This window comes from Paenirhodobacter populi (genome assembly GCF_004022215.1).
Taxonomy (GTDB): Bacteria; Pseudomonadota; Alphaproteobacteria; order Rhodobacterales; family Rhodobacteraceae; genus Rhodobacter; species Rhodobacter populi.
The window spans coordinates 25,933-47,126 of sequence record NZ_SAUZ01000010.1 but is presented as its reverse complement, the minus strand read 5'-3'; the positions used below and the strand labels follow the sequence as shown (position 1 = coordinate 47,126).

The window sequence follows — 21,194 nt, the reverse complement described above, 5'->3', positions numbered from 1 at the left end:
CTTTTCGGATGAAAGTATGCAGCGCCAGGGCAGCGCCGTATCAGCGGATGTCTTCCTTGAAGGCGGTCTTCTTCATCGTTTCCTCGGTGAAGACCGGCTTGAAGGCATTGTCTTTCGCGGCATCGTCGGGACGCTTCATCCCGGCCATGCGGTGGTATTCCATGAACAGCGCCTCGATCTCGGCGCGCGGGATGATCGCGTCGATGTCGTCAAAGGGCTTGCCGCCGGATTTCTCCTCGACCAGACGGCGGATCACCTCGGGACCTTCGCCGCGGTTGGCGATGACCAGCCGGTTGACGCTTTCGCGCCGCGCGCCCTCATAGGCCTGCAACGCGGCGACGGGATCGGCGATTTCGGCCAGCTTTTCCGCGATGACGCGGGCATCGACGAAGGCCTGACACACGCCGTTGCCACCGCGCGGATACATGGCATGCGCCGCATCGCCCAGCAGCGTGACCCGCCCGAAGGACCACTGGTCCAGCGGATCATTGTCGATCAGCGGGTAGATATAGATCTCGCGCGCGTTGCGGATCATCTCGCCCACGTCGAGGAAATCCAGCTTCACCTCGTCGAAGACATGGGCGATGTCCTCGGGGCCGACGCGGACGGACCAGTCCTCGATCCCCTTGGGCTTGCCGTGCTGCTCGCACACCCAGTTGATGAGCTGGCTGCCTTTGCCGTCGACGTTGTTGGCAATCGGATAGACGATCAGGCTGCCCTGCCGGATCGGATCGCCGATGTGCAGGATCGTGCCGCCGTCGCGGTAGGGCGGCATCACGGTGACGCCGCGATACATGGCGATGCCGGAATAATGGGTGCGCCTGCTGTCGGGCAGGACCTGCTTGCGCACCGCCGAATGGATGCCGTCGACGCCGATCACCACATCCGCGCGGATGCTGGCCGGCACGCCGTCCTGCGGGGCGAAATGCACGGTGACGCCGGTCTCGTCCTGCTCGAAGCTCTGGAACCGGGCGCCGTAGACGATCGCATCGGGGCCAAGCCGTTCGATCACCGCCTCGCGCAGCATGAACTGCAAGGTGCCGCGATGGACGAAGCGCTGTTCGTGCTCGTAGCCGATGTGGCGGCCGCATTTCTCGCCGAAGATCTCCTGCCCGTGACCGGTGTAGAAGATCGATTCCGTCGCCTCGACCGAGATTTCGCGGAAGCGGTCGAGCAGGTCCAGCTCGGTCAGTTCCTTGGTTCCGTAGACCTTGATGTCGACGCCGACGCCAAGCGGCTTCAGGTCCGGGACCGCTTCGTAGATCTTCGGGCGGAAGCCCTTTTGATGCAGGCGCAGCGCGGTGGCGAGGCCGCCGGGGCCGGCGCCGATGATGGCGATATCAAGCATGTTTTCCTCCAGATCGGTATGGTCTCAGGCGACCGGCACTTCGGCCGGCGCGCCATGGGCAAGGCGGGGCGAACGGTCGGCAAGGCGGCAGACCGGATAGCGCAGAGCACAGACGGCGATGGACATCAGGAACACCGTCAGGATCGGCCCCGGGCCAAGCGCGGCCTGCGCGGCAAAGAACAGCGGCGGCCCGAGCAGCACCCCGAACAGCGTGAGCTGCGTCACGAGCCCGCTGGTCGCGCCGGTGCTTTCGGGCGAAGGGGCCACGCCGGGCACCAGCGCCCACATGCCCACCAGCAGGCCCGAGCCGAACATCAGCACCCAGACCGCGATGATCGAGGGCATGAAGCCGATATGGCTGCTGTAAAGCACGATCCCCGGCACGGCGGTGACGATCAGGCCAAGGGTGGTGATCGCCGTGCTCGACACGCCCCGGCGCAGCATGATCCCGACACCCAGACAGGCGGCGGCATTCACGATCATCGACACCGCGTTCCAGTGTTCCACCGCGACTTCCTCGACGTGGTATTTCGCCGAAAGGTAATGCCCCAGCGTCGCCAGCACCCCGGTCTGCAAGAAGGCGTCGCCGGCGAAGGAAATCCCCAGCAGGTAGACCATGGGCGCGCGCAGCACCCGGCCCACGCCGCGACTGTGATCGGGGCGGCCCTTCACCTCGGGGCGCGGGATGGCCAGCGCGGCCAGGATCAGCAACCCGGTCATGAAGGCGATGTGAAAACCGAAGGCCGCCCGCCACGTCCCGATCGCCCCGGCAATCCCGGCCGAAACGAAGGGGACCAGAAAGCTCATCGGCACGAAGGTCGACCACAGCGCCAGCGCCATGGTCCGCTGCCCGCCCGAGGTCAGCCGGATCAGCGCGGTGACGGCGGCGACGGCGGTCAGCACATAGCCCACCCCGGTCAGCGCCCGCGCCGCCAGCAGCAGGTGCAGCGAGGGCGCGACGATCACGCACAGATCACCCAAGATCATCACCACCACGCCAAGGAACAGGATCCGCCTGTCGCCCACCCGGTCAACAAAATACCCGGCCAGCAACGCCCCAAGCGCGACGATCATCGCCGGCATCGACATGATCAGCCCGACGACAGCCCGCGAGGGGGGATGGAACTCCGCGGCGATCTTGCCCAGTTCGGTCACGGCTTCGCTGACGCACATCGCGGCGGCGACGCCAAGGCCATACACAATCAGCACCCGCGCCAGCGGGGCCTTGATCAAAGTCGACATGTGAGTTCCTCCCAGAACCTCGGCGGGGCCGGTCTTTCCGCATCTGCGCGGAGTCTCCCTGGCCGGCCTGCCTTCACTTGCGCCACATTGCCCCGGATCGTTCGCCTGTCCTAACGGAACTTCCGCATCGTTTCATATTGCGGAAGGGGGCGGCGGACGGATCATTTCCGCAAGGTGATCTGCGACAGCAACACCTGCCAGCCATCGCCCCCGCGCAGCGCGACGACGGTGCCGAAGGCGGTCAGATCGACGATCTCGCCACTGTCGAGCCGGCGCACCCGGTTCACCGTCGGCCCGGTCATCAGCGCGCCGTCCGCCCCGGTCGTGCGCAGCTCGACCGGGCCGCGCGTGATGTCCACAAAGCCGCCCATCCGCCCGACATGGGCGATGAACTCCGCCTTGCCATGCACCATGCCCGAGGAATGCACATGCACCAGATCCGGATGCAGGATCCGGTCGAGCGCCGCCGCATCGCCAGAGATCAGCGCCCGGCGGCGTTCCCCTTCAAAGGCCATAAGCTCCTGCCCAAGGGGGCTGTCGTGCGCGATCAGCCCCATCAGATCAGCCCCTCGTAGGTGCCGCCGTCAAGCTGCAGGTTCTGCCCCGAGATATAGCCCGCCTGCGCCGCGCACAGAAAGGCGCAGGCATCGCCGAACTCCGCCGCCTCGCCAAAGCGCTTCGCCGCGATGGTCGAGATGGTGCGGGCGCGGACCTGATCGCGGGTCAGCCCCTCGGTCTTCATGAAATGCGCGGCGATGGCGTCTTGCCGCGGCGTGTCGATCTTTTCCGGCATCAGGTTGTTGACGGTGACGTTGTCGGCCACCACTTCGCGCGCCACGGCCTTGGAAATCGCCGTCAGCGCGGTGCGCGCCGCGGTCGACAGCCCCATGAAATAGCGCGGGCTCTTGACCATGGCCGAGGTGATGTTGACGATCCGCCCGAATTTGCGCGCGCGCATGCCGGGGATATAGGCCCGCATCAGCTGCACGGCGGGGATCATGTTCATCTCCATCGCGCCGATCAGGGCCGCCTCGTCCCAGCTTTCCAGCCCGCCGGGTTTCGGCCCTTCGTTGTTGGTGACGAGGATATCCACCTCGGGCAACTGCGCAAGGATCGCTGCGCGTCCCCCGGCGGTGTTCAGGTCGGCCGCGACGTAATCGACGCGGGCGCCCGGAAAGGTGTCGCGCAAGTCATGCGCCACGCGGGCAAGCTTTTCCGCGTTCCGCCCGTTGAGCGTGACCGCCGCCCCCTCGCGGGCAAGCGCGGTGGCGCAGGCAAGGCCAAGCCCCTGCGAAGAGGCGCAGACGAAAGCGGTGCGGCCGGTAAGTCCCAGATCCATGATATTCCTCAGGCGAACAGATGCGCAAAGAAGTCCGACATCGCGGCCCAGGAGCGGCGATCGGCATTCGCGTCGTATTTGGCGAAGGGCGGGCGGCGGGGGTCGTCCGGTTCGGTGAAGGCGTGCTTCACCCTGCCGTATAGGTTCAGCTCCCATGGCAGGCCCGCAGCCTCCATCCCGCTGGCGACGCGCCCCAGATCCTCGATCCCGGACATCGGATCGGCGGCACCGGCGCAGATAAGCAGCGGGCTTTTCGTCGCGGCGCTCCAGTCGCTCTCCACAAGGTCGAGCCCGGCGTGGAAACTGACCCCGCCGGTCAGCGCCCCACCCGAGCGGATATATTCCAGAACCGTGCTGCCGCCGAAGCAATAGCCAAGCGCGCCGCTGCGCGCGCCATCGACCTCGGGCTGGGCGGTCAGGGCGGCGCGGGCGACCTCGACCCGGGCCATCCAGCCCGCGCGGTCGCGCGCACAGCCGCCAAGCGCCGCGCCGACCTCATCCGGCCCCTGCGGCCGTGCCCGCCCACCCCAGAGATCGAGCGCGAGCACCGCATAGCCCTGCGCCGACAGGCGGCCCGCGACGCCGATGATGAAATCGTCCAGACCATGCGCCCCATGCACCAGCAGGATGCCCGGGCGGGGGCCGCCGTCCGCGGGCGGCTCGAAATGCCCCAGCATCCCGATCCCCGCATGGCTATAGGCAATGTCTCTTGCGGGCATGGCCCTTCCTCCTCCTGTCATTGCGGCGATTGAACGGCGCGGGATGGGAGGGCACAAGCGCGGCGGCGGGTTTTGTTCACATTGCGAAAACGCGGGGGCGGGTGGCGCCGGGCATCCACATCGTGAACAGATCGGCGTCCCGCGCTTGCATCCCGCGCGCCCGCGCGCTGCCATGCGCGCGAGGCCACCAGGGCCCTATCAGACAGGACGCCGTCATGCCCCATTGCATCGTCGAATATTCCAGCAACCTCGAATCCAGCGGCCGGATCGGCGAGTTGCTGGAAAAGATCGCCGCCCATTTCCGCACCGCCCCCGATGTCTTTCCGACCGGCGGCGTGCGGGTGCGGGCCTGGCCCGTGTCGCAATACGTGATCGCCGACGGCAATCCCGAACATGCCTATGTCAACGTCACCTGCCGCATCGGCGCGGGCCGCCCGGCCGAGGTGCGCAAGGCCTTCTTCTCGAAAGCCTATGAGATCGTCGTCGCGCATTTCCGCGAGGAAAGCGCCCGGCGCGGGCTTGGCATCACCTTCTACGTCGATCAGGCCGATCCGGAAGGATCGTGGAAGACCAATTCGATCCACCAGCACATGAACAAGGGCTGATCTGCCCGCAAAATGAAACGCCGGGCGATCCCCTCGCCCGGCGTTTTGCAATATCCACAGGCCCCTGCCCTTCAGTCCGTCATCTCAAGGAATTTCTCCAGCGTCGGCACATCGGCGGCCAGATCCGGCTCCACCGGCTCGGCGCCCTCGAACACGGTCGCCTCGTTGAACCATTTGGCGCGGGCGGGCATGCCCCACTGATCGGCGCGCTTCGGGTTGCTCAGGCTCCAGCCGATCGGCGGTTCAAGGTCGATGTTCTGGTAATGGGTGTTGAACAGCTCGATCCGATGCCCGTCGGGGTCGCGGAAATAGATGAACATCGCGCCCGAGATCCCGTGCCGCCCCGGCCCGCGTTCCAGCCGCCGGCCAAGACCGAGCGCGCCCGCCACGTCGCAGGCATGCATCAGATCGGCGGTGTCGCGCAGCAGATAGGCGAAATGGTGCAGCCGCGGCCCGGGCCCGTTGGTGAAGACCTGATCGTGCGGATTGCCCTTGCGCTGCATCCACACGCCCCAGAGGTCGACGCCCCCGCCCGGCTCTTCGGAATAGGTGTATTCCGAGGTGCGGAACCCCAAAGGATGCCAGAAATCAAAGGCCCGGCGCACGTTCTGCGCCTGTATCTGCCAATGGTCGATCCGCTGCGCCGCTGCGCCGCGATACTGGTCATAGGCCATGAACATCCGTTCGCGGAACGGCATGGAGGAGGTGAACTCCACCGGCATGCCGATCGCGTCGCGGACATGCAGCGTCTTGCCCTGATAGGGCACGTCGACGATCTGCGCGGGCACGCCGATGCCGTCGAAATGATCCTTCGCCTTCAGGATGTCGTCATCCGTCAGCACGCGAAAGCCGAGCCGCTGGCAGTTCGGCGTGGCGCCCTTGCGCAGCACGAGACTGTGATGCGCGCTTTCCTCGCGCCCGCGCAGCCAGACGGTCTCGCTGTCGGCATCGCTGACCACCAGCCCCACCAGATCGGTGTAGAAGGTGCGGCTGGCATCGAGGTCGCGCACCGTCAGCACGACATGGCTCGACCGGGTGACGTTGAAGGGCGGGTTCAGGACCGGCGCCGGAATATGCATGTTTTCTCCTCCTCTCGGGCGGCAGGCGTGCCGCGATGGGATGAACATCCCCCTGCGGCGGCGGGACAGGCAAGCGCCGGAGGGATTTCTGTTCACATGCCGGAAATCCGGGCCGCCTTGCGGGTCACGATGCCATGCGCTGCTCGAACAGCGCCGTTCCCACCCGCCGCGCGCCCTCGCGCAGCAGCGGCAGCAGACGCGCCACGCGGTCTGACCCCAGACGCGCCGTGGGCGCGATGATGCTGATCGCGCCGATCGCCCGGCCGCCGACATCGCGCACCGGCACGGCCATCGCCCGGCGTCCCTGACGGGTCAGGCTGTCATCGACCAGATAGCCCTGCGCACGGGTGTCCTCGATGCCCCGCAACACCTGGTCCATCGGGCAGTTCCAGTCGGCGAAACGGTCCGCATTCTCGGCCAGCACGGTCTTCATCCGTGCCTCGCCCAGATGGGCAAGCATCACCCGCCCGCCGACGCTGACCCCCATCGGGCGGCGCGCCCCGACATGGACGCCGCGCGCCTGCACCGGCCAGTTGCCCAGACGGCGGTCTGCGTAAACCGCGTCATTGTGCGACGGCACCGAGAGGAAGATCGAATCCCCCGTCGCCTGCGCCAGATCCTCAAGCACGATGGCCGACAGCCGGGTGATCGGACAGCGGTTGAACGGCCCGACGCCCAGCCACGCGGCCTCGGCCCCCAGCCGGTAGCGCTGCGATCCGCCCGCGCGCTCGACGATGCCCTCCTGTTCCAGCGCCTTGAGGATCCGGTGCGTCGTCGGATGCGACAGCTTCAGCGCGCCGGCGATATCCACCAGCTTTTCGCCGTCATGGTCGCCCCCCGCCAGCAGCCGCAGGATCGCAAAGGACCGCCGGATGCATTGCGTGCCGGTCACCTCGCCGCGCACGACACCCGGAATTGTCTCCTGATACCCCATTGTCTCTCCTCCCTTTCAGGCCGTCTCCTCCAGACGGCAGCCGATATTTCAGACCAGCCCCGCCGCCAGCAGATCATGCGCGGTGCGTTGCAGATGCGCGCTCAGCGCCTCGGCCGCCGCATCGGCCTTGCGGGCCAGCGCCAGATCCATGATCTCGCGGTGTTCGGTCTCGATGTCGCGTTCCAGCCGGGCGCGCGGCAACAGGATGCGCCGGTAGCGTTCCGCCTGCACGTAAAGCTGATCGCGCAGCCGCAGCCACCACAGGCTGTCGCAGGCCGACACCAGATCGTCGTGGAACTGCGCATGAAGCCGCGGCCAGTCGGGATGGGCGCGGCCCTCGGGCGTGGCGCCGGTCTTCGACAGCCGGTGCCAGGTCGCCAGAATCCGCGCCTCCCATTCCACATCGCCGAGCAGGACAGAGCTGCGCAGGCAGCGCACCTCGATGTCCACCCGCACGCCGGTCAGGTCGATCAGATCCCCGCGCGACACCGGCGCCACGGTGAAGCCGCGCTGCGGCATCGCCTCCACCAGCCGCTCCGAGGTGAGCCGCGACAGCGCCTCGCGCACCGCGCTGGCGCTGACCTCGAAATCCGTGGCGAGCGAGTCGATCGCCAATTTGCTGCCCGGCGCATAGCCGCCGTTGAGCAGTTCCTCCTTCAGCTCGCTGTAAAGCGCTGCGGTCTTGCTGACGGCCATCTGGACACCCGAGACGATTCTTCCCTCACAGGGAAACAAAAATAGATTTTCATGTCAAAATCTATTTTATGCCGATAATCCTTTTTCCGCCGAATTACGGATTTTCCGAAATGTGGAAGTTTTCCCGCCTTCCCCTTGCCGCCGGACCGGACAGCGGGCCTGATGCGGTCGAGGAGCAAGGGGAGAGCCATGACTTCAACCGACTACCGCGATTACATCCTGCCCGAGAGCTATGACCGGGTCGGCAAGTCGCATGGGCTCGACCCCGTGACCTATTCGCAGCCGGTTCTGGCGACGCCGCAGGCCGTGGCGCTGAAGGCGGAATGGGCGCGGCTGCAGGATGAGCCCTTCATCGGCATCACCCATGACGGCACGCCAGAGCCGGGGCTGTTCACACTGGCGGACGAAGGCTTCGACGTCGAACTGGCGGTTTCGGCGATGCAGGCGATGCTCGCCACCCTGACCGAAGCGGAACGCGCGGCGGCGCAAAAGCCGCTCGACCACCGCAACTGGCGCGGCTGGTACAACCCCGAGCTTGTCTTCAACACCGAGGGCGTGCGGCTGGAAAACCTGTCCGAGGCGTCGCGCGACTGTTTTTGGGATGTGCTCTCCTCCTGCACCTCGGCGCGCGGGTTCCAGAAGATCCGCCGCCTGATGAAGGCGAACCTGTTTCTGGGCGAGCTTTACGACCTCACCAACATCATGAACCAGTGGTCCTACCATTTCGAGGTGTTCGGCAACCCCTCGGTCAGCGAACCCTGGGGCTGGCACATCTACGGCCACCATGTCGGCTTCAACGTGCTGATCCTCGGGCGGCAGATGGTGATCTCGCCGACCTTCATGGGGACGGAGCCGAACGAGGTCGTGCTGAAAAGCGGTGAATTCTTTGCGATGTTCAAGGAGGAAGAGGCGAAAGGGCTGGCGCTGATGCAGTCGCTTGCACCTGCGTTGCAGGAACAGGCGACGATCTTCACCCTGATGGAAGACCCGGCCATGCCCGCATGGCGGTTCAACTTCGCCGATCAGCGGCATCTGGGCGGGGCGTTTCAGGACAACCGCATCGTGCCGGTCGAAGGCGCCTGCGCCCGCGACTTCACGCCCGAACAGCGCCACGCGCTGCTGGACCTGTGCGAGACCTTCTACATCCACTGGCCCGACGGCCCCCGCCGCGCCCGGATAAGGCAGATCGAGGATCATCTGGACCGCACCTTCTTCAGCTGGATCGGCGGGCATGGCGATGACGATCCGTTCTACTACCACATCCATTCCCCGGTGGTGATGCTGGAATTCGACCACCACTCCGGCATGTGGCTGAGCAATACCGAACCCGCGAAGTTCCACATCCACGTCATCAGCCGCATCCCGAACGGCAACGATTACGGCCGCGCGCTGATCGCAGCGCATCGGGCGCGCAACGCCGCCGAAGGAGATCACGCATGAACCTCGTTTCCTTCACCGTGGACGGTCGCCCCTTCTGGGGCGTGAGCGTGGGGGATGGCGTGCGCGCCCTCTCCGCCGAATTCCCTTATGCGACGCTGCGCGACGTCATCGCCGCCGGCGCGATCCCAGAGGTTCTGGCCGCCGCGCAGGGCCGCGCCGCCAGCCACGGCCCCGGCGAGTTCACCTATACGATCCCCGTGCGGGACCCGGAAAAGATCATCTGCGTCGGCGTGAACTTCCCCGACCGCAACGCCGAATACAGGGACGGACAGGAAGCGCCGCCCCATATGTCGCTGTTCCCGCGGTTCGCGCGCGGCTTCGTCGGCCATGGCCAGCCGCTGATCCGCCCGCCGGAAAGCGTGCAGCTGGACTACGAAGGCGAAATCGCCGTGGTCATCGGCAAGGGCGGCCGCCGCATCCCCGAGGCCGAGGCCCTGTCCCACATCGCCGGGCTGACCCTGTGCAACGAGGGCACGATCCGCGACTGGGTGCGGCACGCGAAATTCAACGTGACGCAGGGCAAGAACTGGGATCGCTCGGGCGCGATGGGGCCGTGGCTGGTGCCCTTCACCGATCCGGCGCAGATCCTTGACATCGCGCTGGAAACCCGGGTGAACGGCGAATTGCGCCAGTCGGACCGCACGGGGCGGATGCTGTTCCCGGTGGCGCGGCAGATCGCCTATATCTCGACCTTCACCACGTTTGCCCCCGGCGACATCATCGTCACCGGCACGCCCACCGGCGCGGGCGCGCGCTTCGATCCGCCCATCTGGCTGAAACCCGGCGACGAGGTCGAGATCACCGCCGAGGGCATCGGCACCCTGCGCAACGGGGTGGCCGACGAATGAGCATCACCCTGACGCAGACCGAAATCGACACCGCCGCCGGGGCGCTGTTCCGCGCCGAGGCGGAGCGGCGGCAGATCGGGCTCCTGTCGATCGCGCATCCGGGCATCACGCTGGACGATGCCTATGCGGTGCAGGCGGCGTTCGTCGCGCGCAAGCGGGCGGCGGGGCTTGGGGTGATCGGCTGGAAGATCGGCCTGACCTCGCGCGCGATGCAACAGGCGCTGGACATCACCACCCCCGATTCCGGCATCCTGCTGAGCGACATGGCCTTTGCCGATGGCGCGAAGATCCCGGCCGGCCGCTTCATCCAGCCGCGGATCGAGGCGGAGATCGCCTTCGTCATGAAAGCCCCGCTGTCGGGGCGGCAGGTCACCCGCGCCGATGTGCTGGCGGCGACGGACCATGTGGCGCCGGCGCTCGAAATCCTCGACACCCGGATCGTGCGGGCGGACCCGGCGACCGGCAGACCGCGCAGGATCTTCGACACCGTGGCCGACAATGCCGCCAATGCGGGGATCGTGCTGGGCGCGCAGCGCCATGCGCCCGGAGCCTTCGACCTGCGCTGGATCGGCGCCATCGTGAAACGCGACGGCGTGGTCGAGGAAACCGGGCTCGGCGCCGGGGTTCTGGACGATCCGGTGACGGGGATCCTGTGGCTCGTCCACCGGCTTGCCGATTACGGGCAGGGCATCGCGGCGGGCGAAGTTCTGCTGTCGGGCAGCTTCATCCGCCCGCTCGAAGCCCCGCCCGGCAGCCGCTTCGACGCCGATTTCGGCCCCTTCGGCCGGGTCACCCTGACTTTCGCGGAGGAATGACATGCCCGCCCCCCTCAATCGCCTGAAGCGCCGCCTTGCGGCCGGCGAGGTCACCCACGGCATCTGGGTCGGTCTCGCCGATCCCTATCTGGCCGAGATCGCCGCCACCGCCGGGTTCGACTGGCTGCTGATCGACGGCGAGCACGCACCGAACGACATCCGCTCGCTGTCGGCGCAGGTGGCGGTGGTCGCCGCCTCGGACAGCGTGCCGGTGATCCGCCTGCCCGACGACGATCCGGCGAAGATCAAGCAGGCGCTGGACATCGGGGCGCAGACGCTGCTGATCCCGATGATCGAAAGCGGCGCGCAGGCGGACCGCGCGGTGAAGGCCTGCCTCTACCCCCCGCACGGCATCCGAGGCGTGGGATCGGCGCTGGCGCGCGCCTCGCGCTTTGCCGCGATCCCGGATTACCTGACCACCGCCAACGATCAGATCTGCCTGATCGTGCAGATCGAAAGCCGCGCCGGGCTGGCCGCGCTGGACGAGGTGCTGGCGGTCGACGGGCTGGACGGGGTGTTCATCGGCCCCTCGGATCTGGCCGCCGACATGGGGCATCTGGGCAAGCCCGGCCACCCCGAGGTGCAGCACGCCGTCCTTGACGCCATCCGCCGCATCCGCGCGGCGGGCAAGGCGGCGGGGGTGCTGACCACCGACCCCGCCTTCATCGAGGCCAGCAAGGCGGCGGGAGCGACCTTCATGGGCGTGGGCATCGACGTCACGCTGTTCGCCGGTGCGCTGCGCGCGCTGGCCGGGACATACGCCGGCACCGGGGCCTGACCCGGCCCGGCCGCGATCCGTCACTACCGACCAGACCAACCCGAGGCCACGCCACGGGCCGATGGTCTGCACCTGAATGTTTCGGCCGGGGGAGGACCTGCCGGAATGTTTCGTTCAACATGGGAGGAACTCATGACCATAAGATCACTCATTGCCGGCGGCATTCTTGCCGCGGCGGCGGCCCTGCCCGCCTTTGCCCAGCAGGCACCCGGCCCCGCATGGCCCGCACCAGAGGCACAGGCACAAGGCCCCGCCGCACAAGGGCCCCTCGCGCAGCGCAAGGGGCCGCCGACGACCGGGGTGGCCGCCTTCCAGCGGGTCTTCGGCACCGCGGGCCTGCTGACCATCTGGAGCGCCAACGACACCTTCGGCTCGACCCAGAGCCGGATCAACGGCGGCCTGTCGCATTACGCCACCGCCGCGGCCGGCGGCCCGCAGACCGGCTACCGCGACAAGGTGTCGACGCTGCTCACCCCGATCTCGGGCCTGACGGCGATCGGCGACGGGCGCAGCTTCCTCTATGCGGGGCTGAGCATGCAATCGGCCACCTCGTCGAAGAACATCGCCTATTCCGACAGTTCCGTGGCGCTGCTGACGCTGTCCTACCTGCGGATGCCGACCGACAACCTCGTCTGGGGGATCGGCCTGCTGGGCCAGAGCGCGCATACCGACATGAAGAACAACGACGGCAGGATCAACGCCGGCAACCTCGGCCTGCGGGGCGACCTGCTCTACAAGTTCAACGAGCATTGGGCGGTGGTGAACCGCTTCGTCTATCTGAACGGAGATTCCGACACCAAGATCCCCACGCCCGTCGGCTATGTGCGGGAAAACCGCGACACCTCGATGCTGTATTATCAGGGCGATCTGGTCGGGACCTTCACCGACAAGGATGTGAGCTTCCTGAGCCCCGGCTGGGTGCTGCACCCGACGCTGGGGGTGGTGACCGAACAGCTCACGCGGGATGGCGCCACCAACAACAGGGGCGTGACCTCGCAAAAGCAGGACGTCGACTATACCGCCGTTTCCGCCATTCTTCGGCTGGAAAAGCCGGTCTTCGCTCCGGGCGCATGGTCGCCGCAGGTCGAAATCGGGCTGAAGCACGAACTGCACAATTCCCTTGGCAGCTATTCGGATGAGGACAGCTATCTCTACTCGCTCATCGGTGTCGGCCGCAGGCTCAGCGCGAACGGCTATTTCAACGCCGCTTATTCGCGCGATGATGGGCTCAACGGCAATCGCCGGACGCAGACCTTCAAGCTGATCTATTCGATGTCGTTCTGACCGGACCGGCCCCGCACCACGCATGACGTTACGGTGCGGACCATCGACAGCCTGCGGGGGCATGCCTCCGCAGGCTGAACCGGAATCGGGCGATCCGTCAGATGAAACGGTCGAGAATGCGGTAGTATTGGGTCGTCAGATAGACACCCGCTTCCTTGACCGGGCTTGGCGGCAGGCCGGGGCGGGATCATGGGGCATGGGCAGGCTGTCCTGCGCGATGGCCTGCGCGAGCAGGCTGCCATAGGCCGTCGCCATCGCGCGCCGGGCCGAGGCCGAAAAGCTCGACATGATTTTCTTTGCCGACGGTCTGGCGATCCGCGGCGCGGACAAGCCCAAAGGCACCATGTCGCACGACATGAAGAGCGCCGAACTGGAGCCGCTGACGCTACTTTCTGCCATCGCCGCGACCACCGATCATATCGGCCTCGTGGCGACGGCCTCGACGACCTATAACGAGCCCTTCCACGTCGCGCGCAAATACGCCTCGCTCGATCATATCAGCGGCGGTCGCGCGGGATGGAATGTCGTCACCTCCTGGTCGGATCAGGAGGCGCGGAACTTCAACCGAACGGAAAATCCGGCGAAACCGATGCGCTATGCGCGGGCGGCGGAATTCGTCGAGGTGGTGAAGGGGCTCTGGAACAGCTGGGAGGCCGATGCCTTCGTCATGAACAAGGAAACGGTGCTCTTCTACGATCCGGAGAAGCTGCACATCCTTGATCACGAAGGGGAATTCTTCCATGTGCGCGGTCCGCTGAACTCGGCGCGCACCCCGCAGGGTCGGCCGCTGATCGTGCAGGCCGGGGCTTCGGATCAGGGCAGCGACATCGCCGCCCGGCATGCCGATGCGGTCTATACCGCCTCTTACACGATCGAGGACGCGCAACGTTTCCATGCCGATCTGAAAGCGCGGGCGGCGGAATACGGGCGCGGGGACAATGCCCTCCTCGTCATGCCGGGGATCACCATCTACACCGGCGCCACCCGCGCCGAGGCGCAGGCGCGTTTCGACCAGTTCCAGTCGCTGATCCATCCGCTTGCGGGGCTCGGGCTGCTTTACACCTATTGCGGCGACCTGTCCGGTTACGACCTCGACGCGCATCTTCGCGCATTTCCGGCAGATCCTGAACCGCAGCCGGCTGAAAAGCACGAGCCGTTACCCCGACAGCAGCCGCATGCGGGAAACCGCGCTCCGGCTGATGCGCGATGTCGGCATCAAACGCGCCGAACAGGCGCTGGATCTGTATCCGCACCAGCTTTCGGGCGGCATGCTGCAACGCGTGCTGATCGCGCTGGTGCTGGCGCTGGAGCCCGACCTGATCGTCGCGGACGAGCCGACCACCAACCTCGACAAGATCGTCGAACGCCAGATCCTCGATCTGTTCCTTGATCTGCGGTCGCGGCTCGATGCGGGGATCATTTTCGTCACGCATGACATGGGCGTCGCCGCCTCGCTGTGCGACAGGATCGCCGTGATGCGCTACGGCGAGGTGCTGGAGACGGGACCGGCCCGGCAGATCTTCGAGGATCCGCAGCACGAATACACCCAATTGCTCATCTCGACCGCGCGCGAGATTTCGGATGCCCCCGCGAAAACGGCGCCCGCGGCGGATCTGCCTCCTGCGCCGGCGCTGTTCTCGCTTGAGAACATCGACCTGACCTTTCCCGCCTCGGGCGCCCGCCCGCCCTTCAAGGCGCTGCAATCGGTGTCCCTCGATATCCGCGAGGGCGAGATCCTCGGGCTGGTCGGGGAATCCGGCTCCGGCAAGACCACGCTCGGACGGACGCTCCTGCGGCTTTATGAACCCTCTGCGGGCAGGCTGACCTATCGCGGGCAGGACATCACCCACATCTCCGAACGCGCCATGCGCCCGATGCGGCGCGAATTGCAGATGGTGTTTCAGGATCCGGGCAGTTCGTTCAATCCGCGCTACACGATGGGCCGGTCGATGGCCGATGCGCTGCGCATGGCGGGGGTGCCGAAAGACCGCATCCGCGAACGGATCACCGGCCTTTTCACCCGCGTCGGGCTGACCGCGGCCCATGCGGATCGTTTTCCGCATGAGCTTTCCGGGGGACAGTTGCAGCGCGTCGGAATCGCGCGGGCGGTCGCGCTCGATCCGCGGCTGATCGTGGCCGACGAGGCGGTGTCCAAGCTCGACGTGTCGGTCCGGTCCGGCGTGCTGCGCCTGTTCCGCGAAATCCAGAGAGAATAGCGGCTGTCGATGGTTTTCATCACCCATGACCTCAAAGTCGCGCGCTTCATGTGCGACCGGATCGCCATTCTCTATCACGGCAAGCTTCTGGAAATCGGGCCGACGGCCCGGATCTTCGCCGCCCCCGGACATGAATATACGAAGGCACTGCTCTCCACGCTCGATTATGGCCTCGGCGGCGCGAAATTCGGCGAAAGGGCGGTCTGATGCGGCCTCTGTTCATCGACTGCTCGCCCTTCATGCACGACCGTCTGGCCGAAGTCCTGCCCGATCATGCCGCGTATCTCGACCTGCATATCGGCGATCCCGCCACGGGAGAGCTGCCCCGGCTGGCCGCCGGACGCGAGATCGCGCTGAACGGGCACAGCTATTTTTCGGCGGCCGATCTGGCGGCGCTGCCCGATCTGAAGCGGATCATCTTCCTTGGCGCGGGGGCGTCGAGCTATGTCGACATGGCGGCGGCCGCGCGGCTTGGCATCACGGTCGAGACCTGCCCCGGATACGGGGATCGCGCGGTCGCCGAGCACGCCTTTGCCCCTCTGCTGGCGGCGGCGCGTCAGGTCGCGGGAATGGACCGCGACCTGCGTCACCGGCACTGGCCCCCCTCGAGGGGATAGAGCTTGGCGGCCGCACCGTCGGCGTTCTGGGCTTCGGCGGGATCGGGCGGGCCTTCGCGCGGATCGCGGAAGGGTTCGGGATGAAGGTGCTCGTCTGGAACCGCAGCCCCGTCGAAGGCCATGAACAGCGGCCGCTGGCAGAGGTTCTGGCGCGGGCCGATGCGGTTTCCCTGCATATGGCGCTGACGGCCGAGACGCGCGGGTTCCTGCATGCCGAACGGATCGCGATGCTCCGCAAAGGCGCGATCGTCGTCAATACCGCGCGGGCGGGCCTGATCGACGAAAGCGCGCTGCGGACCGCATTGCGGGCCCGGCATCTGCGCCATGTTGCCCTGGACGTGTTTGACGCCGAGCCGCTTGCGCCGGACAATCCGTGGCTGTCGGAACCACGGGCAACGATCACGAGCCATGCGGGCTACAAGACGCCCGAGGCCAGCCGGCGGCTGATCGCGATGGGGCTTGCACGCGCCTGCATCCCGGGTGGCGAAGCGCGCTGACAGGACCGTTCAGATGCCTGCCGGGATCGGGGTTGCCGGCTGACCCGGGCGGTGCCGATCCCGCTGCGTTCAGGAAAGCCGTGCGATATGGTCGCCAAGCCGGCGCGCCAGCGCCACGATCGTGAAGGTCGGATTGGCGCTGCCGCTGGTGGGGAAGACGCTGCTGGACGCCATGAAGAGGTTGTCGAGCCCGTGGACACGGCAATTCCGGTCGACCACGCTTTCGCGCGGATTGTCGCCCATCCGGGTCGTGCCGATCTGGTGGTAGCCGTCCAGCGCCTGCGCGCGGATCGCCGCGATGCGCTCCTCGGGCGGCTGGTAGAAGTCGAGCTTCGCCCTGCCCCCCGCCGCGAGCGCCGCCGCAAGGGCGTGATGCGTCGCCAGCACCGAAGAGAAATCCTCGTCGCGATAGCGGAAGCGGATATCGAGGCCGGGATCGGCGGGATCGCCCGCATCCGACAGCAGGACCCTGCTTTCTGCATTCGGCATCTGCTCGGCGTGGAAGCGCAGCGAATAGCGGCCGGAGGGCGTCGGGATCAGGATCGGCAGCCTGGCCTTGAGCGATTGCGCCCCCATGACGCCGATCTCGCGCGCGGTGGCTCCGGGCCGGCGCAGGGCGTTGGCGAAATGGGCGTGCAATGCGCCGCGCGTCCCGTTCTGCCCGGCAAGCGTCAGCCGCGTCGATTTCGCGATCGGCGCGACGCCCGGAATGCGCGCCGCAAGATAGGCGAGCGACAGCGCGCCGCTGCCATGCCCGGGATCGCTGAGCGTCGGCGGGCGCAGCATGAAGGCGGTATTGAGCGTGCGGGTTTCGCGCTGACATTCATCCCGCAGCAGGAACCGTTTCTGCGTCCAGACGCCATACGCATCGGCCTGAAAGAGAAAATCCCGCGCCTCCTGCGGCGAGCGGAAGGTGATGCCGGCGATCTCCCCGGTCAGATGTCCCATGTAGTAGCGGCCAAGCGGCGCGCGCCCCGCGCAGAAATGCTGCGGCCATTGTCTGGCCAGCCGCAGCAGCAGGTAGGTGCTTCGCAGCCCGCCGCCGGCAATGATGAAACGGCGCGCGGCGATTTCCTGCACCGTGCCGTCGCGGAGCCGGACGCGCGCCGCATGGACCCGTTCGCCGTTTTCGGCAAGCTGCAGGTCGGTGACCGGCGAAGAGGTCAGGACCGTCAGATTGCGCGAGTGGCGGATCCGGTCGCGGTGCCGGACCATGAGCGGCGCCCGGTTCGCCAGACGTCCCGCGCCGAGCACGAGACCGTCGTCCGTGACGAACGCCCCCCCCGCCTCCGGCCCGAAGCCGAGGAAGGCCCCGGCCTCGTCATACCAGCGCGCCACCTCGTCATAGGGGATCGGCCAGCCGTCCGATGTCACCCAGTCGCGATGCTCGAAATCGATCGGATCATAGGGCACGCAGATCGTGCCCCAGGCCGAGGACGTGCCGCCAAGGCGCTGGCGCGTGGTTTCCGCCAGCGGGGCGTGGACCGAGGGATCCTCGATCCGTATCTCGGGCGAAGGTGGCGGCTGGGACCGGCGCTTGTCGCCGCCGGCTTCGAGGAGCAGAACCGGGCAACCATTCGCTTCGAGCGAAAGCGCAACCGCAAGACCGGCCGGCCCCGAACCGATGACGCAGGTGTCAAAGATCCGACCGGAACTGTCCAGTTTTTCAACAATGGCCATAACACGCCTGACGCTAAACATGAACCTGAAGTGCAGATGCAGAAGGTAGCATGGGCACAGAGGTCATGTCACAACTGCGTCATCACCGATCACAAAAAAGTCATAACACCCGGCAGGGGGAGAGATCGATATGCCGCTATTTTACGCTCCAAACCGCCCGACCGGATGGCTTTCCGCCGCATGGCAGGCAGATCATCATCAGGGCGCCAGCTGTATCCCCACCCCGGAGCGCCGCAACACCTCGGCCAGATCGCGCTCGGGGGGAAGATCGCTGACCAGCGTGTCGATCATCGGCCATGTCGCATAGACCGCCGCGAATATCTGCCCGTGTTTCGAGTGATCGGCCACCACGATGCGCCGCGCGGCGGATCGGCACATCGCCGAATAGACCGTCGCGACATCGATCAACGCATCCGACGGGCCCGTCGGGCCAAGACCGCTTGCCCCGATCAGCGCCACATCCGCCTGAAACCGGCCGAAGAACTCGACCGTATGGGCGCCCACCGTTGCCCCCTCGGTCGCGTGATAGTCGCCCGGCGCCAGCACGACACGGATCGTCGGATTGATCGACAGGACCGTGGCCACACCGAAGGAATGGGTGATGACGGTGATGTCCTTCATCTCGACCGCGATCCGGCGCGCCAGATGCACCGTGGTCGCGCCCGAGCCGATCATCAGCACCTTGGCGTCATGGATCAGCGGGATGACCGCGCGGGCGATCCGCTGGCGTTCCTCGACGAAAAGCGAATGGCGCACGCTGACGACGGGTTCCTCGGCGGCCGGGCGGATCGCGCCGCCATAGGTGCGGTTCAGCTCGCCCCGCTCCGTCATCTCGTCGAGATCGCGCCGGATCGTCTCGGTCGAGACCGACAGCCGCTGCGCGAGGTCCGCGACGCGCAGCGAGGGCATGTGTTCCAGTTCGGAAAGGATCTTGCTCTGGCGTTCGGCTTTGGACGGTCTCATCCGGGCCCCTGATTTTTGGGCGACCATAGCAGTCACGCGGATTCCGGTCCAGCACCCGGCAGGAAACCGATCAGATCGCCGGTGGTCATGACCGTGCAATAGATCATGTTCAGCACCTCGAGTTCCCGTTCATGCAGCGCCTCCGTTCCCGCGGCCGTGGCGTCATCGATCAGCAGGACGTCGAAGCTTTCATCGGCAAGGCTGCGCACCGTGGACGAAACGCATTGATCGGTGAAGATCCCGGTGCAGATGACATGGGTGAGGCCGAGGTTCGTCAGGATCAGCCGCAGGTTCGTTTCCGTCAGCGCGCTGTCCGTCGTCTTGGTGAGGACGATCTCCTCCGCGCGCGGGGCAAGCGCCGGAACGATCTGCGAGGCATGCGCCTCCGCGGGCAGCAGCAGGTTGTTCCAGCCGGGCTTGCGCTGGCTCAGAGACCGGTCGCGGCCGTCAGGCAGAAGGCAGGCGATCCGGGCGAAGATCACATCGAGCCGCCTGTCCCAGAAAGCGTCGATCAGCCGCCGGATATTCGGGATGACGGTGCCGGTCATGCGCGCACAAAACGGCGCCCATTCGGGAGCGCGGTTTTCAAGGTAGGTATTCTGGACGTCGATCACCAGCAGCGCGGCCTTGCCGGCCTCCGAGGGCCCGACGATGGTGACGAATTCTCCCTCGCGGATCTTAATGTCGATGCCGGCGACCGCATCGAAGCTGCCAAAGGTCTTGCGCACCCCGGCAAGCTGAAGCACCGGAATTTCCGATGCCGTCCTGTCTTCGGCCATCGTCGCCTCAGCCACGCAGACGCTTGGCGGCGGTCAGGATGTCCAGCGCCCTGTCGCAATCGGGCACGATGTCATATTCGGCCGAACGCGCCATGTCCTCTTCCAGCGTGTCCCACTGGATCGCGTCAAGTTCATCCCTGGTGAACAGCTTGAAGCAGTCAGGGTTGCCCATCTGGGTGACGGGGTTGAGCATGCCCTCGGCAAAGCGATGGTATGCGCGACTTCGGGATCCTGCACATATTTCAGGAATCCGGGCGCCAGCGGCGAGAGGTCCGGGCAGGTGATGCCGCCCTTGCCGTCGATCGGCCCTTTCAGGGGCGTGACGGCACGCAGGTTCAGCGCCCCGTCGGCGCGGGCGGCCGAAACCGAACAGGTGCCGCCCGTCAGATGCAGCCCCCGACTCCCTGTGGCTTCGATGCCTTCATATGTTGGAATTTCCACGAGGTGATGTGTGAAGATCAACATAAATTCTGATGGAAGTCGCAGGTTTAGCGACGATGGCGGGAAGCATGAAAATTCAGCAACAGGGAAGACACGCATGTTCGAGTCACTTTCAGGAAAGATGGTCATCGTCACCGGGGCAGCCACGGCATCGGCAAGGGAAACGCGCTCCGCTTTACCGAGGCGGGACTGAACACCGTCGTCGTCTCGCGCGATCAGGCGGATGCCGAGGGTGTCGCGGCACTGGCGGGTGACAGGGCGATCGGCGTTGCGGCGGATGTCTCCACCGCCGGGGGCTGCGCGAAGATGGTCGAGGCCGCCGTCGCCCGCTTCGGCGGCGTCGATATCCTGTGCGCGAATGCCGGGATCTTCCCGGCCGCGAAACTGGGCGAGATGACCGCCGGGGATTTCGACCATGTCATCTCGCCCAACCTGAAATCGACGTTTCTGAGCGTTTCGGCCGTGCTGCCCGAAATGATGAAGCGCAGCGGCGGGCGGATCGTCATCACCTCGTCGATCACCGGGCCGATCACCGGCTATCCGGGCTGGTCGCATTACGGTGCCTCCAAGGCGGGGCAGCTTGGTTTCATGCGCACCGCCGCGATCGAACTGGCGCCGAAGAAGATCACCGTCAATGCCGTCATGCCGGGCAATATCGCGACCGAGGGGCTGGATGGCATGGGGGCGGATTACGTCGCCGGAATGGAGGCCGCGATTCCGCTGCGCCGGCTTGGAACGGTGCGCGACATCGCGAACACGGCGCTGTTCCTTGCCTCGAACGAGGCGGGCTACATCACCGGCCAGACGATCGTGGTCGATGGCGGTCAGGTGTTGCGGGAATCCCCCGCGGCGCTCGATGCGATGTGAAGCGGCG

Annotated in this window: 24 protein-coding genes and 1 pseudogene; 12 read left to right on the top strand and 13 right to left on the bottom strand. The window is 66.4% G+C overall.

The window, feature by feature from the left end; all coding sequences use genetic code 11:
• Window positions 1-40: 40 nt before the first annotated feature.
• From D2T30_RS09510 to D2T30_RS09490, 5 genes are all read right to left on the bottom strand, one after another.
• Window positions 41-1,348, bottom strand: coding sequence for an FAD-dependent monooxygenase (locus D2T30_RS09510; protein WP_128208677.1), 1,308 nt, complete (start codon window positions 1,346-1,348; stop codon window positions 41-43).
• 24 nt (window positions 1,349-1,372) lie between these two features.
• Window positions 1,373-2,590: an MFS transporter gene (locus tag D2T30_RS09505; protein WP_128185482.1), complete on the bottom strand. Its 1,218-nt coding sequence runs from the start codon at window positions 2,588-2,590 to the stop codon at window positions 1,373-1,375.
• A 161-nt stretch (window positions 2,591-2,751) separates the two neighbouring features.
• Window positions 2,752-3,147: a nuclear transport factor 2 family protein gene (locus D2T30_RS09500; protein ID WP_128208676.1), complete on the bottom strand. Its 396-nt coding sequence runs from the start codon at window positions 3,145-3,147 to the stop codon at window positions 2,752-2,754.
• Window positions 3,147-3,929 (bottom strand): SDR family NAD(P)-dependent oxidoreductase, encoded by a 783-nt coding sequence (locus tag D2T30_RS09495; RefSeq protein WP_128208675.1) that lies wholly within the window; start codon window positions 3,927-3,929, stop codon window positions 3,147-3,149. The genes D2T30_RS09500 and D2T30_RS09495 overlap by 1 nt, the downstream gene beginning before the upstream one ends.
• 8 nt (window positions 3,930-3,937) lie before the next feature.
• Window positions 3,938-4,648: a dienelactone hydrolase family protein gene (locus D2T30_RS09490; protein WP_164884269.1), complete on the bottom strand. Its 711-nt coding sequence runs from the start codon at window positions 4,646-4,648 to the stop codon at window positions 3,938-3,940.
• Window positions 4,649-4,863: 215 nt separating this feature from the next.
• Here D2T30_RS09490 and D2T30_RS09485 point away from each other — a divergent pair, with 215 nt between their 5' ends.
• On the top strand, window positions 4,864-5,253 hold the full coding sequence (locus D2T30_RS09485) for a 5-carboxymethyl-2-hydroxymuconate isomerase (protein ID WP_128208673.1): 390 nt from the start codon (window positions 4,864-4,866) through the stop codon (window positions 5,251-5,253).
• A gap of 71 nt (window positions 5,254-5,324) precedes the next feature.
• Here the strand turns inward: D2T30_RS09485 and hpaD are convergent, their stop codons facing one another.
• The 3 genes from hpaD to D2T30_RS09470 form a co-directional block, all read right to left on the bottom strand.
• Complete coding sequence (gene hpaD / locus D2T30_RS09480) at window positions 5,325-6,332, bottom strand: 3,4-dihydroxyphenylacetate 2,3-dioxygenase (RefSeq protein WP_128208672.1); 1,008 nt, start codon at window positions 6,330-6,332, stop codon at window positions 5,325-5,327.
• 124 nt (window positions 6,333-6,456) lie between these two features.
• Window positions 6,457-7,266, bottom strand: coding sequence for an IclR family transcriptional regulator (locus D2T30_RS09475; protein WP_128208671.1), 810 nt, complete (start codon window positions 7,264-7,266; stop codon window positions 6,457-6,459).
• 48 nt (window positions 7,267-7,314) lie between these two features.
• Window positions 7,315-7,962 carry a GntR family transcriptional regulator gene (locus tag D2T30_RS09470; protein WP_128208670.1) on the bottom strand — a complete coding sequence of 216 codons (648 nt, stop codon included), beginning with the start codon at window positions 7,960-7,962 and terminating at the stop codon, window positions 7,315-7,317.
• Window positions 7,963-8,151: 189 nt separating this feature from the next.
• On the opposite strand from D2T30_RS09470, the gene D2T30_RS09465 reads away from it, so the two are divergent.
• The 5 genes from D2T30_RS09465 (at window position 8,152) to D2T30_RS09445 (ending at window position 13,127) form a co-directional block, all read left to right on the top strand.
• On the top strand, window positions 8,152-9,402 hold the full coding sequence (locus D2T30_RS09465) for a DUF3500 domain-containing protein (protein WP_128208669.1): 1,251 nt from the start codon (window positions 8,152-8,154) through the stop codon (window positions 9,400-9,402).
• The gene (locus D2T30_RS09460; protein ID WP_128208668.1) at window positions 9,399-10,250 is read left to right on the top strand and encodes a fumarylacetoacetate hydrolase family protein; all 852 of its coding nucleotides are present in this window, start codon (window positions 9,399-9,401) and stop codon (window positions 10,248-10,250) included. The genes D2T30_RS09465 and D2T30_RS09460 overlap by 4 nt, the downstream gene beginning before the upstream one ends.
• Window positions 10,247-11,065, top strand: a complete 819-nt coding sequence (hpaH, locus tag D2T30_RS09455; protein ID WP_128208667.1) for a 2-oxo-hept-4-ene-1,7-dioate hydratase — start codon at window positions 10,247-10,249, stop codon at window positions 11,063-11,065. The genes D2T30_RS09460 and hpaH overlap by 4 nt, the downstream gene beginning before the upstream one ends.
• Window position 11,066: 1 nt before the next feature.
• The gene (locus D2T30_RS09450) at window positions 11,067-11,843 is read left to right on the top strand and encodes an aldolase/citrate lyase family protein (protein ID WP_128208666.1); all 777 of its coding nucleotides are present in this window, start codon (window positions 11,067-11,069) and stop codon (window positions 11,841-11,843) included.
• A 132-nt stretch (window positions 11,844-11,975) separates the two neighbouring features.
• Complete coding sequence (locus D2T30_RS09445; protein WP_128208665.1) at window positions 11,976-13,127, top strand: autotransporter domain-containing protein; 1,152 nt, start codon at window positions 11,976-11,978, stop codon at window positions 13,125-13,127.
• Between the two features lie 135 nt (window positions 13,128-13,262).
• Here D2T30_RS09445 and D2T30_RS23045 read toward each other — a convergent pair whose 3' ends face one another.
• On the bottom strand, window positions 13,263-13,415 hold the full coding sequence (locus D2T30_RS23045; RefSeq protein ID WP_164884268.1) for a hypothetical protein: 153 nt from the start codon (window positions 13,413-13,415) through the stop codon (window positions 13,263-13,265).
• On the opposite strand from D2T30_RS23045, the pseudogene D2T30_RS23595 reads away from it, so the two are divergent.
• From D2T30_RS23595 to D2T30_RS09420, 5 genes and pseudogenes are all read left to right on the top strand, one after another.
• Window positions 13,414-14,187, top strand: a pseudogene (locus D2T30_RS23595) (NtaA/DmoA family FMN-dependent monooxygenase); the annotation flags it as partial. The gene D2T30_RS23045 and the pseudogene D2T30_RS23595 sit on opposite strands and share 2 nt — an antisense overlap.
• Window positions 14,188-14,302: 115 nt before the next feature.
• Window positions 14,303-15,343, top strand: a complete 1,041-nt coding sequence (locus D2T30_RS09435) for an ATP-binding cassette domain-containing protein (protein ID WP_128208664.1) — start codon at window positions 14,303-14,305, stop codon at window positions 15,341-15,343.
• Window positions 15,344-15,352: 9 nt separating this feature from the next.
• Window positions 15,353-15,550, top strand: a complete 198-nt coding sequence (locus D2T30_RS09430; protein WP_128208663.1) for a hypothetical protein — start codon at window positions 15,353-15,355, stop codon at window positions 15,548-15,550.
• A complete protein-coding gene (locus D2T30_RS09425) occupies window positions 15,550-15,960 on the top strand; it encodes a Rossmann-fold NAD(P)-binding domain-containing protein (protein ID WP_128208662.1) in 411 nt (136 codons plus the stop codon). The genes D2T30_RS09430 and D2T30_RS09425 overlap by 1 nt, the downstream gene beginning before the upstream one ends.
• Window positions 15,843-16,457 (top strand): NAD(P)-dependent oxidoreductase, encoded by a 615-nt coding sequence (locus D2T30_RS09420; protein ID WP_241651236.1) that lies wholly within the window; start codon window positions 15,843-15,845, stop codon window positions 16,455-16,457. Before D2T30_RS09425 ends, D2T30_RS09420 begins: the two co-directional genes overlap by 118 nt.
• Before the next feature lie 69 nt (window positions 16,458-16,526).
• Here the strand turns inward: D2T30_RS09420 and D2T30_RS09415 are convergent, their stop codons facing one another.
• From D2T30_RS09415 to D2T30_RS23590, 4 genes are all read right to left on the bottom strand, one after another.
• Window positions 16,527-18,137: a GMC oxidoreductase gene (locus tag D2T30_RS09415; RefSeq protein ID WP_164884266.1), complete on the bottom strand. Its 1,611-nt coding sequence runs from the start codon at window positions 18,135-18,137 to the stop codon at window positions 16,527-16,529.
• Between the two features lie 198 nt (window positions 18,138-18,335).
• The gene (locus D2T30_RS09410) at window positions 18,336-19,100 is read right to left on the bottom strand and encodes a DeoR/GlpR family DNA-binding transcription regulator (protein ID WP_128208660.1); all 765 of its coding nucleotides are present in this window, start codon (window positions 19,098-19,100) and stop codon (window positions 18,336-18,338) included.
• Window positions 19,101-19,132: 32 nt separating this feature from the next.
• On the bottom strand, window positions 19,133-19,879 hold the full coding sequence (locus tag D2T30_RS09405) for a cysteine hydrolase family protein (protein WP_128208659.1): 747 nt from the start codon (window positions 19,877-19,879) through the stop codon (window positions 19,133-19,135).
• Window positions 19,880-19,886: 7 nt separating this feature from the next.
• Window positions 19,887-20,072 carry a hypothetical protein gene (locus D2T30_RS23590; protein WP_241651234.1) on the bottom strand — a complete coding sequence of 62 codons (186 nt, stop codon included), beginning with the start codon at window positions 20,070-20,072 and terminating at the stop codon, window positions 19,887-19,889.
• Window positions 20,073-20,470: 398 nt separating this feature from the next.
• Here D2T30_RS23590 and fabG point away from each other — a divergent pair, with 398 nt between their 5' ends.
• A complete protein-coding gene (gene fabG, locus D2T30_RS09395; RefSeq protein WP_128208658.1) occupies window positions 20,471-21,187 on the top strand; it encodes a 3-oxoacyl-ACP reductase FabG in 717 nt (238 codons plus the stop codon).
• Window positions 21,188-21,194 lie beyond the last annotated feature (7 nt).

Excerpts from the sequence above, each read along its gene's own strand:
- D2T30_RS09410 (WP_128208660.1), bottom strand. The coding sequence starts at position 19,100 with ATGAGACCGTCCAAAGCCGAACGCCAGAGCAAGATCCTTTCCGAACTG.
- D2T30_RS09505 (WP_128185482.1), bottom strand. The coding sequence starts at position 2,590 with ATGTCGACTTTGATCAAGGCCCCGCTGGCGCGGGTGCTGATTGTGTAT.
- D2T30_RS23045 (WP_164884268.1), bottom strand. The coding sequence starts at position 13,415 with ATGTCGAGCTTTTCGGCCTCGGCCCGGCGCGCGATGGCGACGGCCTAT.
- D2T30_RS09415 (WP_164884266.1), bottom strand. The coding sequence starts at position 18,137 with ATGGCCATTGTTGAAAAACTGGACAGTTCCGGTCGGATCTTTGACACC.
- D2T30_RS09475 (WP_128208671.1), bottom strand. The coding sequence starts at position 7,266 with ATGGGGTATCAGGAGACAATTCCGGGTGTCGTGCGCGGCGAGGTGACC.
- D2T30_RS09425 (WP_128208662.1), top strand. The coding sequence starts at position 15,550 with ATGCGGCCTCTGTTCATCGACTGCTCGCCCTTCATGCACGACCGTCTG.
- D2T30_RS09500 (WP_128208676.1), bottom strand. The coding sequence starts at position 3,147 with ATGGGGCTGATCGCGCACGACAGCCCCCTTGGGCAGGAGCTTATGGCC.
- D2T30_RS09490 (WP_164884269.1), bottom strand. The coding sequence starts at position 4,648 with ATGCCCGCAAGAGACATTGCCTATAGCCATGCGGGGATCGGGATGCTG.
- hpaH (WP_128208667.1), top strand. The coding sequence starts at position 10,247 with ATGAGCATCACCCTGACGCAGACCGAAATCGACACCGCCGCCGGGGCG.
- D2T30_RS23590 (WP_241651234.1), bottom strand. The coding sequence starts at position 20,072 with ATGCTCAACCCCGTCACCCAGATGGGCAACCCTGACTGCTTCAAGCTG.
- D2T30_RS09465 (WP_128208669.1), top strand. The coding sequence starts at position 8,152 with ATGACTTCAACCGACTACCGCGATTACATCCTGCCCGAGAGCTATGAC.
- D2T30_RS09430 (WP_128208663.1), top strand. The coding sequence starts at position 15,353 with ATGGTTTTCATCACCCATGACCTCAAAGTCGCGCGCTTCATGTGCGAC.
- D2T30_RS09485 (WP_128208673.1), top strand. The coding sequence starts at position 4,864 with ATGCCCCATTGCATCGTCGAATATTCCAGCAACCTCGAATCCAGCGGC.
- hpaD (WP_128208672.1), bottom strand. The coding sequence starts at position 6,332 with ATGCATATTCCGGCGCCGGTCCTGAACCCGCCCTTCAACGTCACCCGG.
- D2T30_RS09450 (WP_128208666.1), top strand. The coding sequence starts at position 11,067 with ATGCCCGCCCCCCTCAATCGCCTGAAGCGCCGCCTTGCGGCCGGCGAG.
- D2T30_RS09445 (WP_128208665.1), top strand. The coding sequence starts at position 11,976 with ATGACCATAAGATCACTCATTGCCGGCGGCATTCTTGCCGCGGCGGCG.
- D2T30_RS09435 (WP_128208664.1), top strand. The coding sequence starts at position 14,303 with ATGCGGGAAACCGCGCTCCGGCTGATGCGCGATGTCGGCATCAAACGC.
- D2T30_RS09460 (WP_128208668.1), top strand. The coding sequence starts at position 9,399 with ATGAACCTCGTTTCCTTCACCGTGGACGGTCGCCCCTTCTGGGGCGTG.
- D2T30_RS09510 (WP_128208677.1), bottom strand. The coding sequence starts at position 1,348 with ATGCTTGATATCGCCATCATCGGCGCCGGCCCCGGCGGCCTCGCCACC.
- D2T30_RS09495 (WP_128208675.1), bottom strand. The coding sequence starts at position 3,929 with ATGGATCTGGGACTTACCGGCCGCACCGCTTTCGTCTGCGCCTCTTCG.
- D2T30_RS09470 (WP_128208670.1), bottom strand. The coding sequence starts at position 7,962 with ATGGCCGTCAGCAAGACCGCAGCGCTTTACAGCGAGCTGAAGGAGGAA.
- D2T30_RS09405 (WP_128208659.1), bottom strand. The coding sequence starts at position 19,879 with ATGGCCGAAGACAGGACGGCATCGGAAATTCCGGTGCTTCAGCTTGCC.